The sequence below is a fragment of the Microbacterium sp. NPDC058342 genome (genome assembly GCF_042723935.1).
GTDB lineage: Bacteria > Actinomycetota > Actinomycetes > Actinomycetales > Microbacteriaceae > Microbacterium.
The window spans coordinates 1266680-1283974 of sequence record NZ_JBHXID010000001.1; the positions used below are offsets into that span (position 1 = coordinate 1266680).

Below are 17295 nucleotides of genomic sequence, written 5' to 3' on the forward strand. Positions count from 1 at the left end.
ACCGCCCGGTGAGTCGGAAGACGAGGAGGGACCGGGATGTCGCACGCGTTGCCCGCAGACCCCTCGATGACCGACCCGGCGATCCTCACGGTCGGGCACTCCACGCATCCGCTGGAGGATTTCCTGACGCTGCTCGTCGACGCGGGCGCAGCGGCGGTGGTCGACGTGCGCAGGCTGCCCGGCTCCACCCGCTACCCCTGGTTCGACGAGGACGCGCTGGCGATGAGCCTTCGAGCCGCCGGCATGGGCTACAGCCGCATCGAGGAGCTGACCGGACGCAGGCCCCGCCAGCACGACGTGCCCGACGACGTGAACGCGCTGTGGCGCAACCGCAGCTTCCACAACTACGCCGACCACGCGTTGGGCGACGAATTCGCGGCGGGGCTCGACGAGCTGATCGAGCTGGCCGATGCACGGCATCCACCCGCCGTGATGTGCTCGGAGGCCGTCTGGTGGCGCTGCCATCGCCGGATCATCGCCGACCACCTGCTCGCCCGCGGCATCGCTGTGGCGCACCTGATGCCGGACGGGCGCGTCGTTCCCGCCGCGCTCACAGCCGGAGCCCTCGCGGACGGGGTGCGCGTGGAGTATCCCGCTGCGGACGCTACTTCGCCGGGCTCTGCGTCGTCCCGTCCGCCGCGGTCAGCGGGGCCCCGCTGAAGGTCTGGAGGTACTCCGCGACCTTCTGCGCGAGATACTCGTGCCCGGCGTTCGAGGGGTGCTTGCGTCCCGGACCCACGTCGATGAGCCGCAGATAGTTCTCCGGCGTGATCCAGTCGTCGCGCACGGGGGAGATGTACCACCAGGCGCGTTCGGCGGCGAGACGCGCGAGGTCGCGGTCGATGCGGGCGGTGGCCGCGCCGACCGGCAGCTCGTGCGGTGCGGGACCGAGCACCACGATCGGCACCCCGGGGAAGACGGCGGTCAGATCATCCCAGGCCGCGTTCACGGCTGCGGGATAACCGGCGCCGTTCTCGCGACGGTCGTTGATCGAGCCCTGGACGATGATGAGGTCGGGGTCGACGCCGGTGTCGAGAGCCCCGATCCGTGTGCGGAAATCGGGGCCGTCGACGCCCGGCTTCTGGTACCCGCTGCCGCGTACGCCGTCGACGACGGTCTCCCCGCCGATGAGATCGGCCAGCAGGTAGGCGTATCCCCGCGTGCGGACGGTCGCCGCCGAGCCGTACGTCCAGGAGTCTCCGAAGACGAGCACCCGGGGGTGCTCGGGCAGCACAAGCGGGGCGGGGGAGATCCCGTTCTCGGCGGCGGCCAGGGGCGGCGTCTCCGCCGGCGGCATCCACGGGCGCGACACGCCCAGCGCGACGGCGAGGACCAGCGTCAGTGCGCTCACGACCACCAGGGCCGTGCGGCGCCGTCGGGTCGGCGTGTGCAGGGTCATGGGATGAGAGTAGGCGAAGAGGGGCGGGATGCGAATTCCGGTGGGATCGCGGACGCCGATCGCCCCTCCGCCGAGCAGACGGGAAGGGGCGATCGGTTCATGCGGATGCTACTTCGAGGTGCCCTGGGAGACGGAGCCCTGCAGCTGGCGCTGAAACAGGACGTACACGATGAGCACCGGGATGATCGTGATCATCACCGCCGCGAACATCTGGCCGAAATCGAGGGCATAGCCCGCCGAGGACGCGTACGAGGCCATGCCCTGCGAGAGCACGTAGTTCTCCTTGTTCGTGTTCAGCGAGATCGGCAGCAGGAACTGGTTCCACAGGCCCAGGAAGTTCATGATCGCCACCGCGGCCATGCCGGGCCTGGCCATGGGCAGCATCACCTGGAAGAACGTGCGCCACTCGCTCGCGCCGTCGACATAGGCGGCCTCCTGGATCTCATACGGCAGTGACTTGAAGAACGAGAACAGGAAGAACACGGTGAACGGCAGCGCGAACGCCACGTAGGTGAGGATCAGGCCGGGCAGTGTGTTCAGCAGGCCCATGCCCTGCAGGATGAAGAACAGCGGGACGATAGCGAGGAACACCGGGAAGGTGAGCCCCGCCAGCATCAGGTAGTAGATGATCCGACTGCCGGGCAGCGAGAACCGCGCCAGCACGTAGGCGCACATGGCGCCCAGGATCATCACGGCGACGAGCGAGACGCCGACGACGATGACCGTGTTGACGAACATCTGGCCGAAGGCGTTGTCCACCCAGGCGCTGACGTAGTTGTCGAAGTTCCACTCCGCGGGCAGGCCGAACGGCGAGGCGAAGATCTCCTTGGTCGTCTTGAACGAGCCGACCAGTGTCCAGATCATCGGCAGGATCACGACGAGGGACCAGATCCCCATCACGACGTGCGAGACGCCTCCGACGACCTTGTCTCCGGTCGTCGACGCCACCTTGCGCTTCGTGTGCGGGCGCTCGGGGGCCGAGCGCTTGTCGATCGTGATCGCGGCGCGCGTGTCGGTGCTCATGCGCGTCCTCCTTCATCCTTGCCGCCGATCAGGCGGAACACGCCGATGACGAGCGCGGCGAACAGCAGGGTGATCACGGCGAGGACCACTCCCATGGCGGTGGCCAGACCGAACTGACCCTTCTCGAAGGCCGTGCGGAACAGGTACTGGCTCATCACCAGGGTGCTGTTGCCCGGGCCGCCGGTGGAGTTCAGACCGGCCATGTACACGAAGGCGTCCAGCGCCATGATCCCCAGGTAGATGTAGGCCGTCTGCACGTTGTCGCGTATCTGCGGCAGCAGGATGGAGATCACGGTGCGGAAGCGGCCGGCGCCGTCGATGCGGGCGGCTTCCAGAGTCTCGGCGGGGATGCCCTTGATCGCGGCGATGAAGAGGATCATGTAGAAGCCGACCATGCTCCACACGATCACGAAGATCGTCGCGCCCATGGCCGTGCGCTCATCACCCAGCCAGGCGAACTGATCCGTGTCGATGCCCAGCAGACCCAGGATGCCGTTGAACAGACCGTTGGGGGTGTAGATCATGTTCCACAGGATCGCGATCACGATCGCGGGGATCACGTACGGGAAGAACGAGATCACGCGGTAGAAGCTCGAGCCCTTCAGACCGCGCACCTGGCCCTGACTCGGGCCTCCGACGGTGATCATGCTGGCGAACACCAGCGCGATCACGATCGTGATCAGGGGCACGACCACCGCCAGCACGATGTTGTTGAGCATCGCGCGCAGGAAGATCGGGTCGTTGAACAGCTTGACGAAGTTCTCGATGCCGACGAAGTCCATCGTGGCGGAGAACCCGGTCCAGTTGGTCATTCCGTAGTACAGGGCCTGCACGAACGGCGAGATCACGAAGATCAGGAAGATCGCGAGGGGCAGGCCCAGGAAGACGAGGAGGAAGGAGACGTAGTCGAAGGTCAGCTTTCGCCGCCCCAGGCGGGACGGCTTGCGCCGCCCCGCCTGGGCTGCGGTGACCGCGGCCGTCTCAAGACCCGGTCCACCGCTGACGGTGGAATAGCTCACTTGATCTCGATCTTCGTGACAGAGCTGTCCTCGCGGACCTTGTCGGTGAGCGCCTGCAGCTGCTTGGTGATCTCGGCGACCGTCATCTTGCCGTCCAGGAACGAGTTCCAGATGGGCAGCTGGTCGGAGTTCATGCCGTACAGGTTGAACGACTTGATGGTGAAGACGTTCTCCCCGGCGGCGGCGAGCATCTCGGACTGCGACACGAGAGCCGTCGAGCCGAAGCCGTCGGCCGGGACGGTGTCCTTGACGATCGTCGGGGCGAGCTTGCTCTTCGAGAACGCCGTCGCCGACTCCTTCGACAGCATGGTGCGCAGCAGCTCCTTGCCGCCCGCAGGGTTCTTCGCCTTGGTCGGAACCACGAACGGCTCGCCCGCCTCGGCCCGCATGGTCCCCGCCGGGGTGGTCTGGCTGCCGTCCAGCGGCAGCTCCGGGAAGCCCTTCATCATGAAGTTCTCGGCCGTGGTCTTCTTCATCTCGTTCTCGATCCACGAGCCCGAGGGGTACAGCAGCGCCTCCTGGTCCAGGCTCCACTGCGCCTGGGCCTGGGTGAACTGCGTACCGCCGCCACCGGGCTTGACGTAGCCCGACTTGATGAGGTCGTAGAGGATCTCGAGGATGCCCTGGATGGCCGGGTGCGACCACGCCTTCGCATCGAGGTTCTCCAGCGGAAGACGCACGTCGTCGCCGGCCTGGATCACAGCGGAGTCCACGACCATGGTCTGGTAGTAGGTCGCCGCCTCCTTGCCCCAGAGGAAGAGGTACTTGCCCTTGGCCTTGGCCTTCTCGCCGAGAGCCTTGAGATCCTGCCAGGAGGTGGGCACGTCCCAGCCGTTCTCCTCGAACAGGCTGGAGGAGTACCAGATGCCGTACACCGTCATGACGTAGTTCAGCGCCACGAACTTGCCGTCGAAGGTGCCGGGCGCCTTCACGCCGCCGAACAGCGTGTCGCTGATCTTGGTGCCCTCGAGGTTCTCGGCGTCGAGCACGTCGTCGAGCGTCTCCAGCTGCTCGAGGATCGTGTTCCAGCCGATCGAGTTCGCACCCGAGTTGTCGATGAGGTCCGGCGGGTTGCCTCCGACGAAGCGCGGCTGCAGCTCCTGGGCGATCTTGGTGGACGACGAGACCTTGACGGACACGCCGTCGAGGTTCTTGTTCCCCTGCATGATCTTCGCCGCGTTCTCGACGTAGTCCACGCCGTAGCCGCCGTCGAAGATGACCGCGTCGACCTTGGAGTTCGCCGCCACGCCGAACGGGTTGTCCGCCGTGACCTCGCCGCCCGAGGTCCCGCCATTGCCTCCGCCGCCGCCGGGTGCTGCACATGAGGCGAGGGTTGCGCCGAACGGCAGCAGCAGTGCGGCCGTGGCTGCGCCGCGCAGCAGGTTGCGACGGCTGATGGATGCTTCTTTGAGTTCCATCTTCTTACCTTCCGTAGTGATGTGATCGGTGTGTGGGTGTCGGGCCGACCGGATGTCCGATCAAGCGCCCCGTCGGATGCGGCCCGCGTAGCGGTCCTCAAGGACGGAGTTGTGGGCATCGCCGCCGGGGATGTTGGCGGAGATGTACATCGGGGGTGTGTCGCCGCGCTCGGCGACCGTGCGCGCCACGCCGAGGGTGAGCAGCTGGGCGATGAAGGCGCCGGTGATCGAGGAGATCGCGCCGGCGCCGATGCCGTCGCCGAGCTCGAGAGTCGTGTCGCCGTAGGGAGCCAGGTTGTCGATCACCACGTCGGCGATCTCGCTGAGCCGCTTGCCGCTCGGGTGCTTCGGCTCAACGCGGGACGTGTGCTGCAGGCTGGTGACGGCGATCACCTTGTGACCGCGCTCCTGCGCCCACAGCGCCGTTCCCACGATCGAGCCGTTCACCCCCGAGTTCGAGGCGATGAGGAAGACGTCGGCTTCACCGACGGTCACCGTCGCCATCAGCTCATCGACGACCCAGGGCTCCCTCTCCAGTGAGCTGGTGAGCACCTCGATGCCGCGCTCGCCGTGCATCGCGATGTCGCGCAGAGCGAAGCGGTTGGTCGGGATGAGGCCGCCCGCGCGTCCCGCGATCTCCATCGCGAACGCCTCGGAGTGGCCGGTGCCGAATGCCTGAAGCACGCCCCCGCCGTCCAGCGCCTCGACCATCAGCGCGATGGCGGGGTCGAGTGCGCCGGCCTGCGCATCGGCGGCCAGTCGGTCGAGACGCGTGGTCGCCTCGCGGAGCAGGTCGTTCGGGGTCGCGGTCATCGGGTCTCCTCCGGGACGGGTGCGGGCTTCGGGGTGCGGGGCGGTCGCCGGTGGGCGGAGACCGCCATGGCGCTGGCGGCGAGATGCGTGGACGCCTCGGCGAACATCTGCTGCGCGACGAGGAGGTAGAGCAGATCCAGCACGAGCAGCTGCGAGTGCTTGACGGACAGGTCGTCGGGACGCAGGTACCGGGAGGGCTCCGCGGTGGCGAGCGAGACGTCGGCGAGGCCGGCGAGCCACGAGTCCGCATCGTGCGTGATCGCCACCGTGAAGGCCCCGGCGGCGCCGGCCTGGGAGAGCATCTGCACGGTCTCGTCGGTGCGGCCGGTGCTCGAGATGCCGATGGCGACCGATGACGCGTTCTGCATGACGGCGCTGGTCAGTCCGTCGTGCACGTCCGACCACGCGTGCGCGCTGACGCCGATGCGGTACAGGCGACCCTGGAACTCGCGGGCGATCACCCCGCTGCCGCCGACACCGTAGATGTCCACGTGACGAGCGGCCGCGACGGCGCCGGCGACGTTCATGACGCTGTCGAGGTCGAGTCGCGCGGCCGTCGTCTCCAGGCTCTCCAGGTGCAGGGCGACGAGCGTCTGCAGCACCTTGCCGGGGGCGTCGGTCGCGCCGAACTCCTCGCCGATGTCGGCATGCCAGCTCTCGTCCGCGTCTCCGCGCCCGATCTCGCTCGCGACGCCGACGCGGAACTGCGTGTAGCCGTCGAAGCCGATGGCGCGGCAGAACCGTGTGACGGTGGCGGGGGAGGTGCCGGCCCGGTCCGCGAGCTCGGTGATGGTCAGCTCGATGGGCGCGGCCGGATGCCCCGTGACGACGTCGGCGATCTTGCTCATCGCCGTCGGCATGGTGTGACGACCGGCCGCGATGCGGCGCGCGATCGTCATTCCGTTGCCGAAGTCCTTCGTCCGTGGCACCATTGCCTCCTGAATCCCCGACGGGCTCTTTCCCGTTGAGATGAAAACTATTCTCACCGGACGAAAACGTCAAATAGGACAACATCACAAATGAGTCACGAAGCGCTTCTGCTGGGCATCGACGCCGGCGGGACTTCCACCCGGGCTGTGCTCACCGACCTGCGCGGTCAGTGCCTCGGGTACGGCGTCGGGGGCCGTGGCAACCCGATCTCGGCCGGCCCCGACCGGGCCGCGGAGGGCGTGCTCGATGCCGTCTCCGCGGCACTGACGCCGAGCGGCACCCGGCTCGCCGACGTCTCCGTGATCGTGCCGGCCATGGCCGGCATGCGGGCATCCGGCGGTGTGGGCTGGCTGCAGGACCGGCTGGTCGCGCGGGGATTCGACGGAGAGCTCCGCTTCGAATCCGATCTGCTGGCGACCTACTTCAGCGGTGCCGCATCGCCGTTCGGGTACGCGCTCGTCTCGGGGACGGGGGCCTGCGTCATCCGCGTGCAGGACGGCGGGATCGAAGGCACCGGCGACGGACTCGGGTGGCTGGTCGGCGATCGCGGCAGCGGCTACTGGATCGGTCATGCGATCGCTCGCGCGGCCGTGCAGGATCTCGACGGAACGGGACCGTCGACCGCCCTGACCGACCGGATGCTCGCGCATTACGGACTGACGCGCACGGGTGTGCGCCACGAAGGCCGCCCGGACGAGCTGGAACGACTGGTCGGGATGCTCTACACACACCCGCCCATCGAGCTCGCCGCACTCGCGCCCCTCGCTTTCGGCGAGCCGGATCCGGTCGCGCACCGCATCCTCGTGACCGCGGGCGAGCATCTCGCCGAGACCCTCACGGCGGTCCTGAGCGGCCCGGGACCGCTGGTGCTCGGCGGAAGCGTGCTCTCCCGGCCCGGCCCCGTCCGCGACGCATTCCTCGCCGGGCTCGGAGAGCTGGCCTCGGGCCTCGACATGCGACCCGTCGGCGACGGCGCCGTCGGCGCCGCGGTGCTCGCTCTGCGCGCGGCGGGCGGGCGCCCCGACGACGACACGCTGAGCAGGCTGACCGCGACCGTCGCCGCGTTCCGCTGAGCACACCTCGCGCGTTCGCGCGGACTGCTGGGTCGTAGACTGGGACGTCTATGAATCCTGAAGCCCTCGCCGCCGCCGTCCTCGCCGTCCTCACGCCGATCGCGGACGAGCGACGCCCGGGTGAGGACCTGGGTGTCACCGCCGCCGACATCGTGCTCGACCGCCCGCGCAACCGCGATCACGGAGACTGGTCGACCAACGTGGCCATGCGCTTCGCGAAGCGACTCGGCACCAACCCGCGCGAGCTCGCCCAGCAGATCGCCGACAGGCTCTCCGGGGTCGAGGGCATCGCGAGCGTCGAGGTCGCCGGCCCGGGCTTCATCAACATCCGACTCGAGGCCGGTGCCGCGGGCGCGCTCGCGAAGACCATCGTCGACGCCGGCGCCGCGTACGGGACCAACGATTCGCAGACGGGCGTGTCGGTGAACGTCGAGTTCGTCTCCGCCAATCCGGTGGGACCCCTGCACATCGGCCACACCCGCTGGGCGGCGCTGGGGGATTCGATCGTGCGCCTGCTGCTCGCCAGCGGCGCCGAAGCGGTGCGGGAGTACTACATCAACGACGCCGGTGCTCAGATGGAGCGCTTCGCGCACTCGGTGCTCGCCGCGGCGAAGGGCGAGCCGACCCCTGAGGGCGGGTACCCCGGACAGTACATCGCCGAGCTCGCGCGCCGCGTCGTCGCGGCGCATCCCGGGCTCCTCGAGCTGCCCGCCGACGAGCAGCTCGTCGTCGCGCGGGACCAGGCTTACGAGTACCAGCTCGCCGAGATCAAGGCGTCGCTGGAGGCGTTCAACGTCCCCTTCGACGTGTGGTTCTCGGAGCGCACGCTGCATGCGGCATCCTCCGAGGGCGGCGCGGGCCTCGTCGACCAGGCAGTCGAGCGCCTGCGGGCACAGGGCCACGTGTTCGACGACGAGGGCGCCGTGTGGGTGCGGACCACGGACTTCGGCGACGACAAGGACCGCGTGATCCGGCGGTCGAACGGCGAGTACACGTACTTCGCCGCCGACGCCGCCTATTACCTGAACAAGAGCGACCGCGGCTTCCAGAACAAGATCTATCTGCTGGGGGCGGACCACCACGGCTACGTCCACCGGCTCAAGGCCATCGCCGGCGCCGCGGGCGAGGACCCCGAGAAGAACATCCAGGTCCTCATCGGCCAGCTCGTCTCGGTGCGCGGCGCCCGCCTGTCCAAGCGCGCGGGCAACATCATCGAGATGGACGACCTGCGCGCCTGGATCGGGACCGACGCTCTGCGGTACGCGCTCGAGCGCTCTCCCGCCGACTCGCCGCTCGACCTCGATCCCGAACTGCTGCAGAAGCGCACCAACGACAACCCGGTCTTCTACGTGCAGTACGCGCACGCACGCACCCACAACGTCGCACGCAACGCAGCCGACTCGGCTGTCGACCGCTCCGAGTTCGCACCCGAGCTGCTCACGCACGAGACCGAGAGCGCGCTGCTGGGCGCGCTGCAGGAGTTCCCGCGACTGGTGGCCTTCGCCGCCGAGGTGCGCGAACCGCATCGCATCGCCCGCTACCTCGAGGAGCTCGCCGGCCTGTACCACCGCTGGTACGACAACTGCCGTGTGATCCCGCAGGGCGATGACCCGATCGAGGGCGTGCACCGTACGCGCCTGTGGCTCAACGACGCCACGGGGCAGGTGCTGCGCAACGGGCTGGGGCTGCTCGGAGTCTCGGCGCCCGAGCGGATGTGACATGACCGACGCGGCGGGCACGGCGATCAGGGGGCCCAGGCGGGCACGCTGGCCGTGGGTCGTCCTCATCGTCGTCGTCGTGCTGGCCGGGCTGCTGTGCGCGGCCGAGCTCGTGGCACGCGCCGTGCTTCCCGGCGTGGTGCGCTCACTGGTCGTCGAACAGCTGAGCCTGCCCGCCGACCAGCAGCTCGACGTGGAGGCCTCCGGGATCCTCCTTCCGCAGCTGATCGGGGGAGAGCTCGACGAACTGCGGATCGCATCGGACGAGGTGACGATCGGCGGCATCACCGGTTCGGCGCAGGTCACGGCCACGCGCATCCCCCTGGGCGGCGGCGAACTCGGCAGCGCCCGGGGGACGGTGTCGATCGACCAGAAGCAGTTCCGAGGCCTGCTGGAGCGGTCCGACTTCCCGGACGCCGAGGTGACGCTCGCCGCGCCGAACGCCACGGTGCAGGCCGACATCGCCGTCCTCGGCCGGGAGGTCCCGCTCGGTCTGACGGTCCGCCCGGGGGCTCAGGACGGAGACCTGCTGCTGACCCCGGTGTCGGTGAGCATCGCCGGAAACAGCGTCGACCTGCAGCTGCTGGGAACGCTGATCGGGAGCGCTGGTGAGAGACTGGCCGCCCCTCAGCGTGTGTGCATCGCCGACCGGCTTCCCGCGGGGATCACGCTCACGGGGCTCCGCATCGAGGGCACGCGCGCGGTGGCGGACATCCGCGCCGACGGCCGCATCGCCGTCGACGAGTCGCTGCTCGAGAACGGCACCTGCTGAGGCGGTCAGCTCCGCTCGTGTTCGACGGCCTCCTGAGCCTCGCGCAGAGCGGCGGTCGACGTCCGCACGTCCTCCTCCGCCAGCCGCAGCGCGTTCTCGGCGAGCGTGCGTGCACCGAACCGCGCGCTCACGCGGTCGTGCTCCTCGGCGGCCGAGACGACGATGAAGGCGCTGGAGAGCAGGATTGCCTGGGTCGACAGGTTCAGCCACAGCAGCAGCGCGAGCAGGGAGGCGAAGGACGCCAGCAGCGGGTTCGCCTTGGCTCCGCCGACGAAGAGGCTCGACAGCTCCTGCAGGACGATCAGCGCGACCGCGCCCAGGGCGGCGCCCGCCCACAGGTTCCGCGCCGACGCACGGATCCCCGACAGCACCCGGAACGCCGCCGCGATCAGGGTGGCATCGAGCAGGAAGACGACCAGGATCGACACGATCCGCACCGCCCAGAACACGGCGTCCGAACCGGCCGGCACCCCGATCGCCTCGGCGACCCACCGGACGATCAGCTCGCCGGCGAAGGTCACCGCGGCGGCACCGGCGAACACGCCGCCGATCAGCGCCGCCAGCAGCAGATTGCGCAGCATGACCATGTACCAGGCGACATCCGCCGCCGCCGTCCCCGCCAGCAGACGCAGTGCCGTCCGCAGCGCCCCGATGGCGCCCAGAGCGGATCCGATCAGACCGGCGAGCGACACGATTCCCGCGATCGAGAGCCCGGCGGGTGCGCGGATCGCGTCGAGGTCGACGATCCCGTCGCCGTCCGAAGTCTTGAGCAATCCGGGTAGCGCCGCATCCACGGCCGAGACCATCGCATTCCAGGCGTCGTCGTTTCCGGACAGCCACAGGGCGGCGGCAGAGAATCCCAGCAGCACCGCGGCGAACACGCTGAACAGCGCGCGATAGGTGACCGCGTCGGCCAGCATGGGGCCGCGGCGACTGGTGTACAGCAGCGCGGCGCGCACGAGGCGCCATCGCAGCAGCCGCTCGATCAGCGCCGCCAACGCCCTCGCCACGGACCCGCGACGCTGTGAACCGGTTGAGCCGTCCATCTGCACCACCCTAGTCACCGAACAAGATGTGGAGGGGGCCCCTTCCGCGGTTGCTCTAGAATCGTGGGCAACCTCGCCGTGCGCTCCCCGCCCGAGGATCCCGCCCCACGATTGGTGCTCCGTGCATTCAGCTGTCTCCTCGCCCGCTCCCGACTGGCTGGCCGTCCCCGACGACGCCAACGACCTGGTGCCCGAGATCTGGCCGGCGTCGGCCACGCGCGACGCCGACGGCGAGCTGAGCCTGGGCGGCATCGGTGCGTGCGAGCTCGCCCGCACCTACGGCACCCCGCTGCAGGTGCTCGACGAGGGCGAGGTTCGCCGCCGGGCGTCCGCGTTCCGTGACGCCTTCGACGCGGCCGCCGCCGAGCACCGGACCACGGCGCGGGTGTACTACGCGGGGAAGGCACTGCTGAACACCAGCATCGTGCGCTGGGTGATGGATGAGGGACTGAACGTCGACGTCTGCACCGGGGGAGAGCTGGAGGTCGCACTCGCCGCGGGCGCGGATGCCGGTCGGCTGGGCTTCCACGGCAACAACAAGTCGGTCGCGGAGCTCGAGCGCGCCGTCGAGGTCGGCGTCGGCACGATCATCATCGACAGCGAGATCGAGATCGAGCGACTCGCCGCGATCGTCTCGCGCACCGGCACCACGCAGCGCGTGATGCTGAGGGTCAACAGCGGCGTGCACGCCGAGACCCACGACTTCCTCGCCACCGCGCACGAGGATCAGAAGTTCGGCACGCCGCTCGCACAGGCGCCCGAGCTCGTCGCCCGCATCCGCGAGGTCGACGGTCTCGACCTCGCCGGCCTGCACTGCCACATCGGATCCCAGATCTTCGGGGTCGCGGGCTTCCGCGAGTCCGCCGCACGCGTGCTCGATCTGCACCAGGAGCTGCTCGCGGGCGGCAACATCCCCCAGCTGAACCTCGGCGGCGGGTTCGGCATCGCCTACACCCGCACCGACCGCCCCGAGCCCATCGAGAGCCTCGCGGCCGGCATCGTCTCGGCCGTCGCCGAGGAGTGCGAGGCCAGGGGCATCCGCATCCCTGCGCTCTCCTTCGAGCCCGGTCGCGCCATCGTCGGCAACGCCGGCGTGACGCTGTACGAGGTCGGCACCATCAAGGACGTCGAGCTGGACGTGGGCGTTCGCCGCTATGTGAGCGTCGACGGCGGCATGAGCGACAACGCACGCCCAGCGCTCTACGGCGCACAGTTCTCCGCACGTCTCGCCTCGCGTGCGGGGGCGGACGGGGCGAGCCTGGTGCGGGTGGTGGGCAAGCACTGCGAGTCCGGCGACATCGTCGTCGATCACGAGTACCTTCCCGCCGACATCGCTCCCGGAGATCTGCTGGCCGTGCCGGCGACCGGGGCGTACTGCGCAGCGCTCTCGAGCAACTACAACCACGTTCCCCGTCCGCCGATCGTCGCCGTGGACGCCGGCGAGGCCCGCGTGATCGTGCGCGGCGAGAGCATCGTCGACCTCCTGGCCCGCGACGCCGGCATCGACCGGTGAGCCGCCGGGAGAGCCGCGCGCGACGTGCGCCCCGAGATCCAGACCCCAGACCCCGATGTGCTGAGGAGCGCAGATGACTGAGTACCGACGACTTCGCGTGGCGCTGCTGGGCGCCGGTGCCGTGGGATCACAGGTGGCATCGCTGATGCTGCGCCACGGCGATGAGCTGGCCGACCGCGCGGGTGCGCGGCTCGAGCTGGCCGGCATCGCCGTGCGCGACGTGAATGCGCCCCGCGACGCCGATCTGCCGCGCGAGCTGTTCACCACCGACGTCGAGACGCTGATCACCGGCGCCGACATCGTGATCGAGCTGATGGGTGGCATCGAGCCGGCGCGCTCGCACATCCTGCTGGGCCTCGGCTCGGGCGCCGACGTCGTGACCGCGAACAAGGCCCTGCTCGCCACTCACGGTCCCGAGGTGTTCGAGGCCGCCGACCGGGTGGGCGCGTCGGTGCACTACGAAGCCGCAGCCGCAGGTGCCATCCCGATCATCCGGCCGCTGCGCGATTCGCTCGCCGGCGATCGCGTCGTGCGGATCATGGGCATCGTGAACGGCACGACGAACTACATCCTCGACCGGATGGACGGCGAGGGGGCCGATTTCGCGGACGTCCTCGCCGACGCTCAGCGCCTCGGCTACGCCGAGGCCGACCCGACGGCCGATGTCGAAGGCTACGATGCCGCGCAGAAGGCGGCGATCCTCGCGAGCCTGGCGTTCCACACCGCCGTGCCGCTGGGGGCCGTTCACCGCGAGGGCATCACCTCCATCACGGCGACCATGATCGAAGAGGCCCGCGAGGCCGGATTCGTGATCAAGCTCCTGGCCGTGTGCGAGCGGCTGAACGGGGATGACGCGGAGTCGATCTCGGTGCGCGTGTACCCCGCGCTCGTGCCGCGCACGCATCCGCTCGCCTCGGTTCACGGCGCGAACAACGCGGTCTTCGTCGAGGCCGAGGCCGCCGGCTCCCTCATGTTCTACGGCGCCGGCGCCGGCGGAGTCCAGACGGCGTCCGCCGTGCTCGGCGACGTCGTCTCGGCCGCCAGGCGCCACATCGCCGGAGGCGTCGGCGTGGGCGAGTCGACCAGGGCGAACCTCCCCGTCGTCTCGATCGGCCACGTCACCACCCGCTACCAGGTCACGCTCGAGGTCTCCGACGAGCCGGGCGTGCTCGCCACGATCGCCGGGCTGCTCAGCGAGGGCGGTGTGTCGGTGGCGACGCTCGTGCAGACCGTCGAGCCCGCCCGCGAGGGCGACGGCGGCACGGCGCGCCTGATCATCGGCACGCACCGCGCCGCCGACAGTGCGCTCAGCGCCGCCGTCGAGCGGCTGACGGAGAGCGATGTCGTCGAGCGTGTCGTGTCGGTGCTGCGCGTCGAGGGGGAGTGACGGTGGGCGTCACCGTCGTGCCGGCGGACATGGAGCCCGTCGTCTCGGACGCGCCGCCGACGGATGGCGCCTGGCGCACCGTCATCGTCACCGTGCCGGCGACCAGCGCGAACCTGGGGCCCGGCTTCGACACCCTCGGGCTCGCACTGAGCCTGTACGACACCCTGACGGTGTCGGCGTTCACCGACGACCGGCTGGAGATCGACGTCACGGGGGCCGGTGCGCAGGAGATCCCTCGCGATGCGGGCAACCTCGTCGTCCGCACGATCGCGCACGTCTTCGCCGACGCCGGGCGGACCATGCCCGGCCTGCGCATCCACGCCGACAACGGGGTGCCGCACGGGCGCGGGCTGGGATCGTCCGGCGCGGCGGTCACCGCGGGCATCCTGATCGCGAAGGGCCTGCTCGCCGGTGACGTCGACCTCGACGACGGGGCGCTGCTGCGACTGGCGACCGAGATCGAGGGACACCCCGACAACGTCGCCCCCGCGCTTTTCGGTGGTCTCACGATCGCCTGGATGGGCGAGCGCGGCCCGCAGCACAAGAAGCTGCTCGTGCATCGCGGTGTGGCGCCGCTCGTCTTCGTCCCCGGCTTCACGATGTCCACCTCGCTGGCGCGCTCGCTGCAACCGCACCAGGTCCCGCGCGAGGACGCGGTGTTCAACGTCTCCCGTTCGGCGCTGCTGGTCGCGGCGCTGACGCAGAGCCCAGAGCTCCTGCTGGACGCCACGGCCGATCGGCTGCACCAGGACTACCGAGGTGCGGCGATGCCCGAGACGCTGCGTCTCGTGCAGGCGCTGCGCGCGGCGGGCTTCGCCGCCGTCGTCTCCGGCGCCGGGCCGAGTGTGCTCGTGCTCGCCGACGGACCCGGTGCGCGCCAGCGGGCGGTGGAGGTGGCGGATGCCGTGACGGACACACCGTGGGACGCCCACATGCTCGCCGTCGACGTGCGTGGTGGTACAGTTAGGGATCGAGCGGAGGGCTCCACGTAACTTCGTGAATCTCGCCCCATCGCATCTCTGCGAAATCCGCACGCGATCCCCAGAACCATCCAGGAACTGGCCGGCAGGCGCTCTGCCCCGGCGCGTGTGACGCGCAGCTCGTGCTGCGCATTCTGTGGATTGCTCATTTCCCACGACATATGAGGGAGTACTCGTGGAGAACTTCTCCGAGACCCAGAACGACCAGTCGACCGCTGAGACGGTCGCATCCGAGCCCGCGGCGCCCGTTCGCAAGCGCGCCCCGCGGCGCGCCACCACGGCGTCCGCGTCCGCGGCGTCCGCCGAGACCGCCGCGTCGGCCGAGGCCCCCGCCGCACCGGCTGACGCCCCCGCCGCACCGGCGGATGCGCCCGCGGCGACCGAGAAGCCGAAGGCCCCGCGGCGCACCCGCGCGAAGAAGACCGACGCCGAGACGCTCGACCTTCCCGAGACGCCGGCCGCCGCCCCCGCCGCCGATGCGGAGGAAGCGCCCGCCAAGCCCGCGCGCAAGCGCGCGTCGCGCGCCAAGGCGGCCCCGTCGGAGGAGCCGTCTGCCGAGAAGGCCGCCGAGCCGGCAGCGGACGCACCGGCCGCGGAGGCCGCGGACGCCGGGCAGGCCGAGCCCGCCAAACGACCGGCGCGCGGTCGTCGCGGCGCGAAGGCCACCGATGCCGCGGCCGAGGACGCCGAGAAGAAGCAGCCGGCAGCCGAGGGCAAGAACGCAGGCGACCCGGCCGGAGCCGAGCCGAGCACCGCGCAGGGCGACCAGGGCGGATCCGCCGAGGCAGACAGCTCAGACGGCGAGGGATCCGGCCGAGGGCGCAGCCGCAGCCGCAGCCGCAGCCGCGGGCGTGGCGGCAACGCGCAGAACGGCAACGGCCAGAACGGCAACGGGCAGAGCACTCAGCAGGACGGCGCCGACGAGGAGCAGGGCTCCGGCCGCACCCGGCAGCGCAACAAGCGCCGCGGTGGAGCGAACCAGAACGCCGACGAGTTCGAGACCGAGATCGGCGAGGACGACGTGCTCATCCCGGTCGCAGGCATCCTCGACGTGCTCGACAACTACGCCTTCGTGCGCACCACCGGCTACCTCGCCGGGACGAGCGACGTGTACGTCTCGCTCGGCCAGGTCAAGAAGTACAACCTGCGCAAGGGCGACGCCATCGTCGGAGCCATCAAGCAGCCGCGTGAGGGCGAGCAGCAGGGCCGTCAGAAGTACAACGCGCTCGTCAAGGTGGACTCGATCAACGGCCTGTCCCCGGAGGACGCCGGCACGCGGGTCGAGTTCGGGAAGCTCACGCCGCTGTACCCGCAGGAGCGCCTGCGCCTGGAGACCGCGCCCGAGAAGCTCACCCAGCGCATCATCGATCTGGTCGCCCCGATCGGCAAGGGGCAGCGCGGCCTGATCGTCGCCCCGCCCAAGGCCGGCAAGACGATCGTGCTGCAGCAGATCGCGAACGCGATCGCGCAGAACAACCCCGAGGTGCACCTCATGGTGGTGCTCGTCGACGAGCGACCCGAAGAGGTCACCGACATGCAGCGCACGGTGAAGGGCGAGGTCATCGCCTCCACGTTCGACCGTCCGGCCGAGGACCACACCACGGTCGCCGAGCTCGCCATCGAGCGCGCAAAGCGCCTGGTCGAGCTGGGGCGTGACGTGGTCGTGCTGCTCGATTCGATCACCCGACTGGGCCGCGCCTACAACATCTCGGCCCCGGCGTCGGGACGCGTGCTCACCGGCGGTGTCGACGCCTCGGCCCTGTACCCGCCCAAGCGCTTCTTCGGCGCCGCGCGCAACATCGAGAACGGCGGCTCGCTGACCATCCTCGCCACCGCCCTCGTCGAGACCGGCTCGAAGATGGACGAGGTCATCTTCGAGGAGTTCAAGGGCACCGGCAACAGCGAGCTGCGCCTGTCGCGCGCCCTCGCCGACAAGCGCATCTTCCCCGCGGTCGACGTCAACGCCTCGAGCACCCGCCGCGAGGAGATGCTGCTCTCGGCCGACGAGGTCAAGATCACCTGGAAGCTGCGCCGCGCGCTGGCCGGACTCGACCCGCAGCAGGCCCTGGAGGTCGTGCTCGGAAAGCTGAAGGAAACCAGCTCGAACGTCGAGTTCCTCTTCCAGATGCAGAAGTCGATCCCGGCGCCGCAGTCGACCGGCTCCAGCCACGGCCACGAGAACAACATCCGCTGAGCCGCCGGCG

Annotated in this window: 15 protein-coding genes; 8 read left to right on the forward strand and 7 right to left on the reverse strand. The window is 69.9% G+C overall.

What is annotated here, in order from left to right; genetic code table 11:
* Positions 1 to 36: 36 nt before the first annotated feature.
* On the forward strand, positions 37 to 660 hold the full coding sequence (locus ACFWHT_RS05725) for a DUF488 family protein (protein ID WP_378826296.1): 624 nt from the start codon (positions 37 to 39) through the stop codon (positions 658 to 660).
* Here the strand turns inward: ACFWHT_RS05725 and ACFWHT_RS05730 are convergent.
* From ACFWHT_RS05730 to ACFWHT_RS05755, 6 genes are all read right to left on the reverse strand, one after another.
* Positions 605 to 1399 (reverse strand): SGNH/GDSL hydrolase family protein, encoded by a 795-nt coding sequence (locus ACFWHT_RS05730; RefSeq protein ID WP_378826298.1) that lies wholly within the window; start codon positions 1397 to 1399, stop codon positions 605 to 607. The two genes, ACFWHT_RS05725 and ACFWHT_RS05730, sit on opposite strands and share 56 nt — an antisense overlap.
* Positions 1400 to 1507: 108 nt before the next feature.
* A complete protein-coding gene (locus ACFWHT_RS05735; protein ID WP_378827920.1) occupies positions 1508 to 2296 on the reverse strand; it encodes a carbohydrate ABC transporter permease in 789 nt (262 codons plus the stop codon).
* Positions 2297 to 2418: 122 nt separating this feature from the next.
* Positions 2419 to 3441, reverse strand: coding sequence for a carbohydrate ABC transporter permease (locus tag ACFWHT_RS05740; protein ID WP_378826300.1), 1023 nt, complete (start codon positions 3439 to 3441; stop codon positions 2419 to 2421).
* Complete coding sequence (gene ngcE / locus ACFWHT_RS05745; protein ID WP_378826303.1) at positions 3438 to 4859, reverse strand: N-acetylglucosamine/diacetylchitobiose ABC transporter substrate-binding protein; 1422 nt, start codon at positions 4857 to 4859, stop codon at positions 3438 to 3440. The genes ACFWHT_RS05740 and ngcE overlap by 4 nt, the downstream gene beginning before the upstream one ends.
* A gap of 60 nt (positions 4860 to 4919) precedes the next feature.
* Entirely contained in the window at positions 4920 to 5672 is a 753-nt protein-coding gene (locus tag ACFWHT_RS05750) for a sugar isomerase domain-containing protein (RefSeq protein WP_378826305.1), read from the reverse strand.
* Positions 5669 to 6604 (reverse strand): MurR/RpiR family transcriptional regulator, encoded by a 936-nt coding sequence (locus tag ACFWHT_RS05755; protein ID WP_378826307.1) that lies wholly within the window; start codon positions 6602 to 6604, stop codon positions 5669 to 5671. Before ACFWHT_RS05755 ends, ACFWHT_RS05750 begins: the two co-directional genes overlap by 4 nt.
* Before the next feature lie 87 nt (positions 6605 to 6691).
* Between ACFWHT_RS05755 and ACFWHT_RS05760 the strand changes: the two genes are divergently transcribed.
* Genes ACFWHT_RS05760 through ACFWHT_RS05770 form a run of 3 tightly spaced genes read left to right on the forward strand, consistent with a single transcriptional unit; the run spans position 6692 to position 10165 of the window.
* On the forward strand, positions 6692 to 7675 hold the full coding sequence (locus ACFWHT_RS05760; protein WP_378826309.1) for an N-acetylglucosamine kinase: 984 nt from the start codon (positions 6692 to 6694) through the stop codon (positions 7673 to 7675).
* Between the two features lie 50 nt (positions 7676 to 7725).
* Positions 7726 to 9393 carry an arginine--tRNA ligase gene (argS, locus tag ACFWHT_RS05765; RefSeq protein WP_378826311.1) on the forward strand — a complete coding sequence of 556 codons (1668 nt, stop codon included), beginning with the start codon at positions 7726 to 7728 and terminating at the stop codon, positions 9391 to 9393.
* A gap of 1 nt (position 9394) precedes the next feature.
* A complete protein-coding gene (locus ACFWHT_RS05770; protein ID WP_378826313.1) occupies positions 9395 to 10165 on the forward strand; it encodes a DUF2993 domain-containing protein in 771 nt (256 codons plus the stop codon).
* A gap of 5 nt (positions 10166 to 10170) precedes the next feature.
* On the opposite strand, the gene ACFWHT_RS05775 is transcribed toward ACFWHT_RS05770, so the two are convergent.
* A complete protein-coding gene (locus ACFWHT_RS05775) occupies positions 10171 to 11211 on the reverse strand; it encodes a YhjD/YihY/BrkB family envelope integrity protein (protein WP_378826315.1) in 1041 nt (346 codons plus the stop codon).
* A 121-nt stretch (positions 11212 to 11332) separates the two neighbouring features.
* Here ACFWHT_RS05775 and lysA point away from each other — a divergent pair, with 121 nt between their 5' ends.
* From lysA to rho, 4 genes are all read left to right on the forward strand, one after another.
* A complete protein-coding gene (gene lysA / locus ACFWHT_RS05780; RefSeq protein WP_378826317.1) occupies positions 11333 to 12724 on the forward strand; it encodes a diaminopimelate decarboxylase in 1392 nt (463 codons plus the stop codon).
* Positions 12725 to 12797: 73 nt separating this feature from the next.
* Positions 12798 to 14111: a homoserine dehydrogenase gene (locus ACFWHT_RS05785; RefSeq protein ID WP_378826319.1), complete on the forward strand. Its 1314-nt coding sequence runs from the start codon at positions 12798 to 12800 to the stop codon at positions 14109 to 14111.
* A gap of 29 nt (positions 14112 to 14140) precedes the next feature.
* Positions 14141 to 15103: a homoserine kinase gene (thrB, locus tag ACFWHT_RS05790; RefSeq protein WP_378827922.1), complete on the forward strand. Its 963-nt coding sequence runs from the start codon at positions 14141 to 14143 to the stop codon at positions 15101 to 15103.
* 163 nt (positions 15104 to 15266) lie between these two features.
* Positions 15267 to 17285, forward strand: a complete 2019-nt coding sequence (rho, locus tag ACFWHT_RS05795; protein ID WP_378826321.1) for a transcription termination factor Rho — start codon at positions 15267 to 15269, stop codon at positions 17283 to 17285.
* Positions 17286 to 17295 lie beyond the last annotated feature (10 nt).

Coding starts and splice junctions, on each gene's coding strand:
- ACFWHT_RS05725 (WP_378826296.1), top strand. CDS start 37: ATGTCGCACGCGTTGCCCGCAGACCCCTCGATGACCGACCCGGCGATC.
- ACFWHT_RS05730 (WP_378826298.1), bottom strand. CDS start 1,399: ATGACCCTGCACACGCCGACCCGACGGCGCCGCACGGCCCTGGTGGTC.
- ACFWHT_RS05735 (WP_378827920.1), bottom strand. CDS start 2,296: ATGGGGATCTGGTCCCTCGTCGTGATCCTGCCGATGATCTGGACACTG.
- ngcE (WP_378826303.1), bottom strand. CDS start 4,859: ATGGAACTCAAAGAAGCATCCATCAGCCGTCGCAACCTGCTGCGCGGC.
- ACFWHT_RS05750 (WP_378826305.1), bottom strand. CDS start 5,672: ATGACCGCGACCCCGAACGACCTGCTCCGCGAGGCGACCACGCGTCTC.
- ACFWHT_RS05755 (WP_378826307.1), bottom strand. CDS start 6,604: ATGGTGCCACGGACGAAGGACTTCGGCAACGGAATGACGATCGCGCGC.
- ACFWHT_RS05760 (WP_378826309.1), top strand. CDS start 6,692: ATGAGTCACGAAGCGCTTCTGCTGGGCATCGACGCCGGCGGGACTTCC.
- argS (WP_378826311.1), top strand. CDS start 7,726: ATGAATCCTGAAGCCCTCGCCGCCGCCGTCCTCGCCGTCCTCACGCCG.
- ACFWHT_RS05770 (WP_378826313.1), top strand. CDS start 9,395: ATGACCGACGCGGCGGGCACGGCGATCAGGGGGCCCAGGCGGGCACGC.
- ACFWHT_RS05775 (WP_378826315.1), bottom strand. CDS start 11,211: ATGGACGGCTCAACCGGTTCACAGCGTCGCGGGTCCGTGGCGAGGGCG.
- ACFWHT_RS05785 (WP_378826319.1), top strand. CDS start 12,798: ATGACTGAGTACCGACGACTTCGCGTGGCGCTGCTGGGCGCCGGTGCC.
- thrB (WP_378827922.1), top strand. CDS start 14,141: ATGGAGCCCGTCGTCTCGGACGCGCCGCCGACGGATGGCGCCTGGCGC.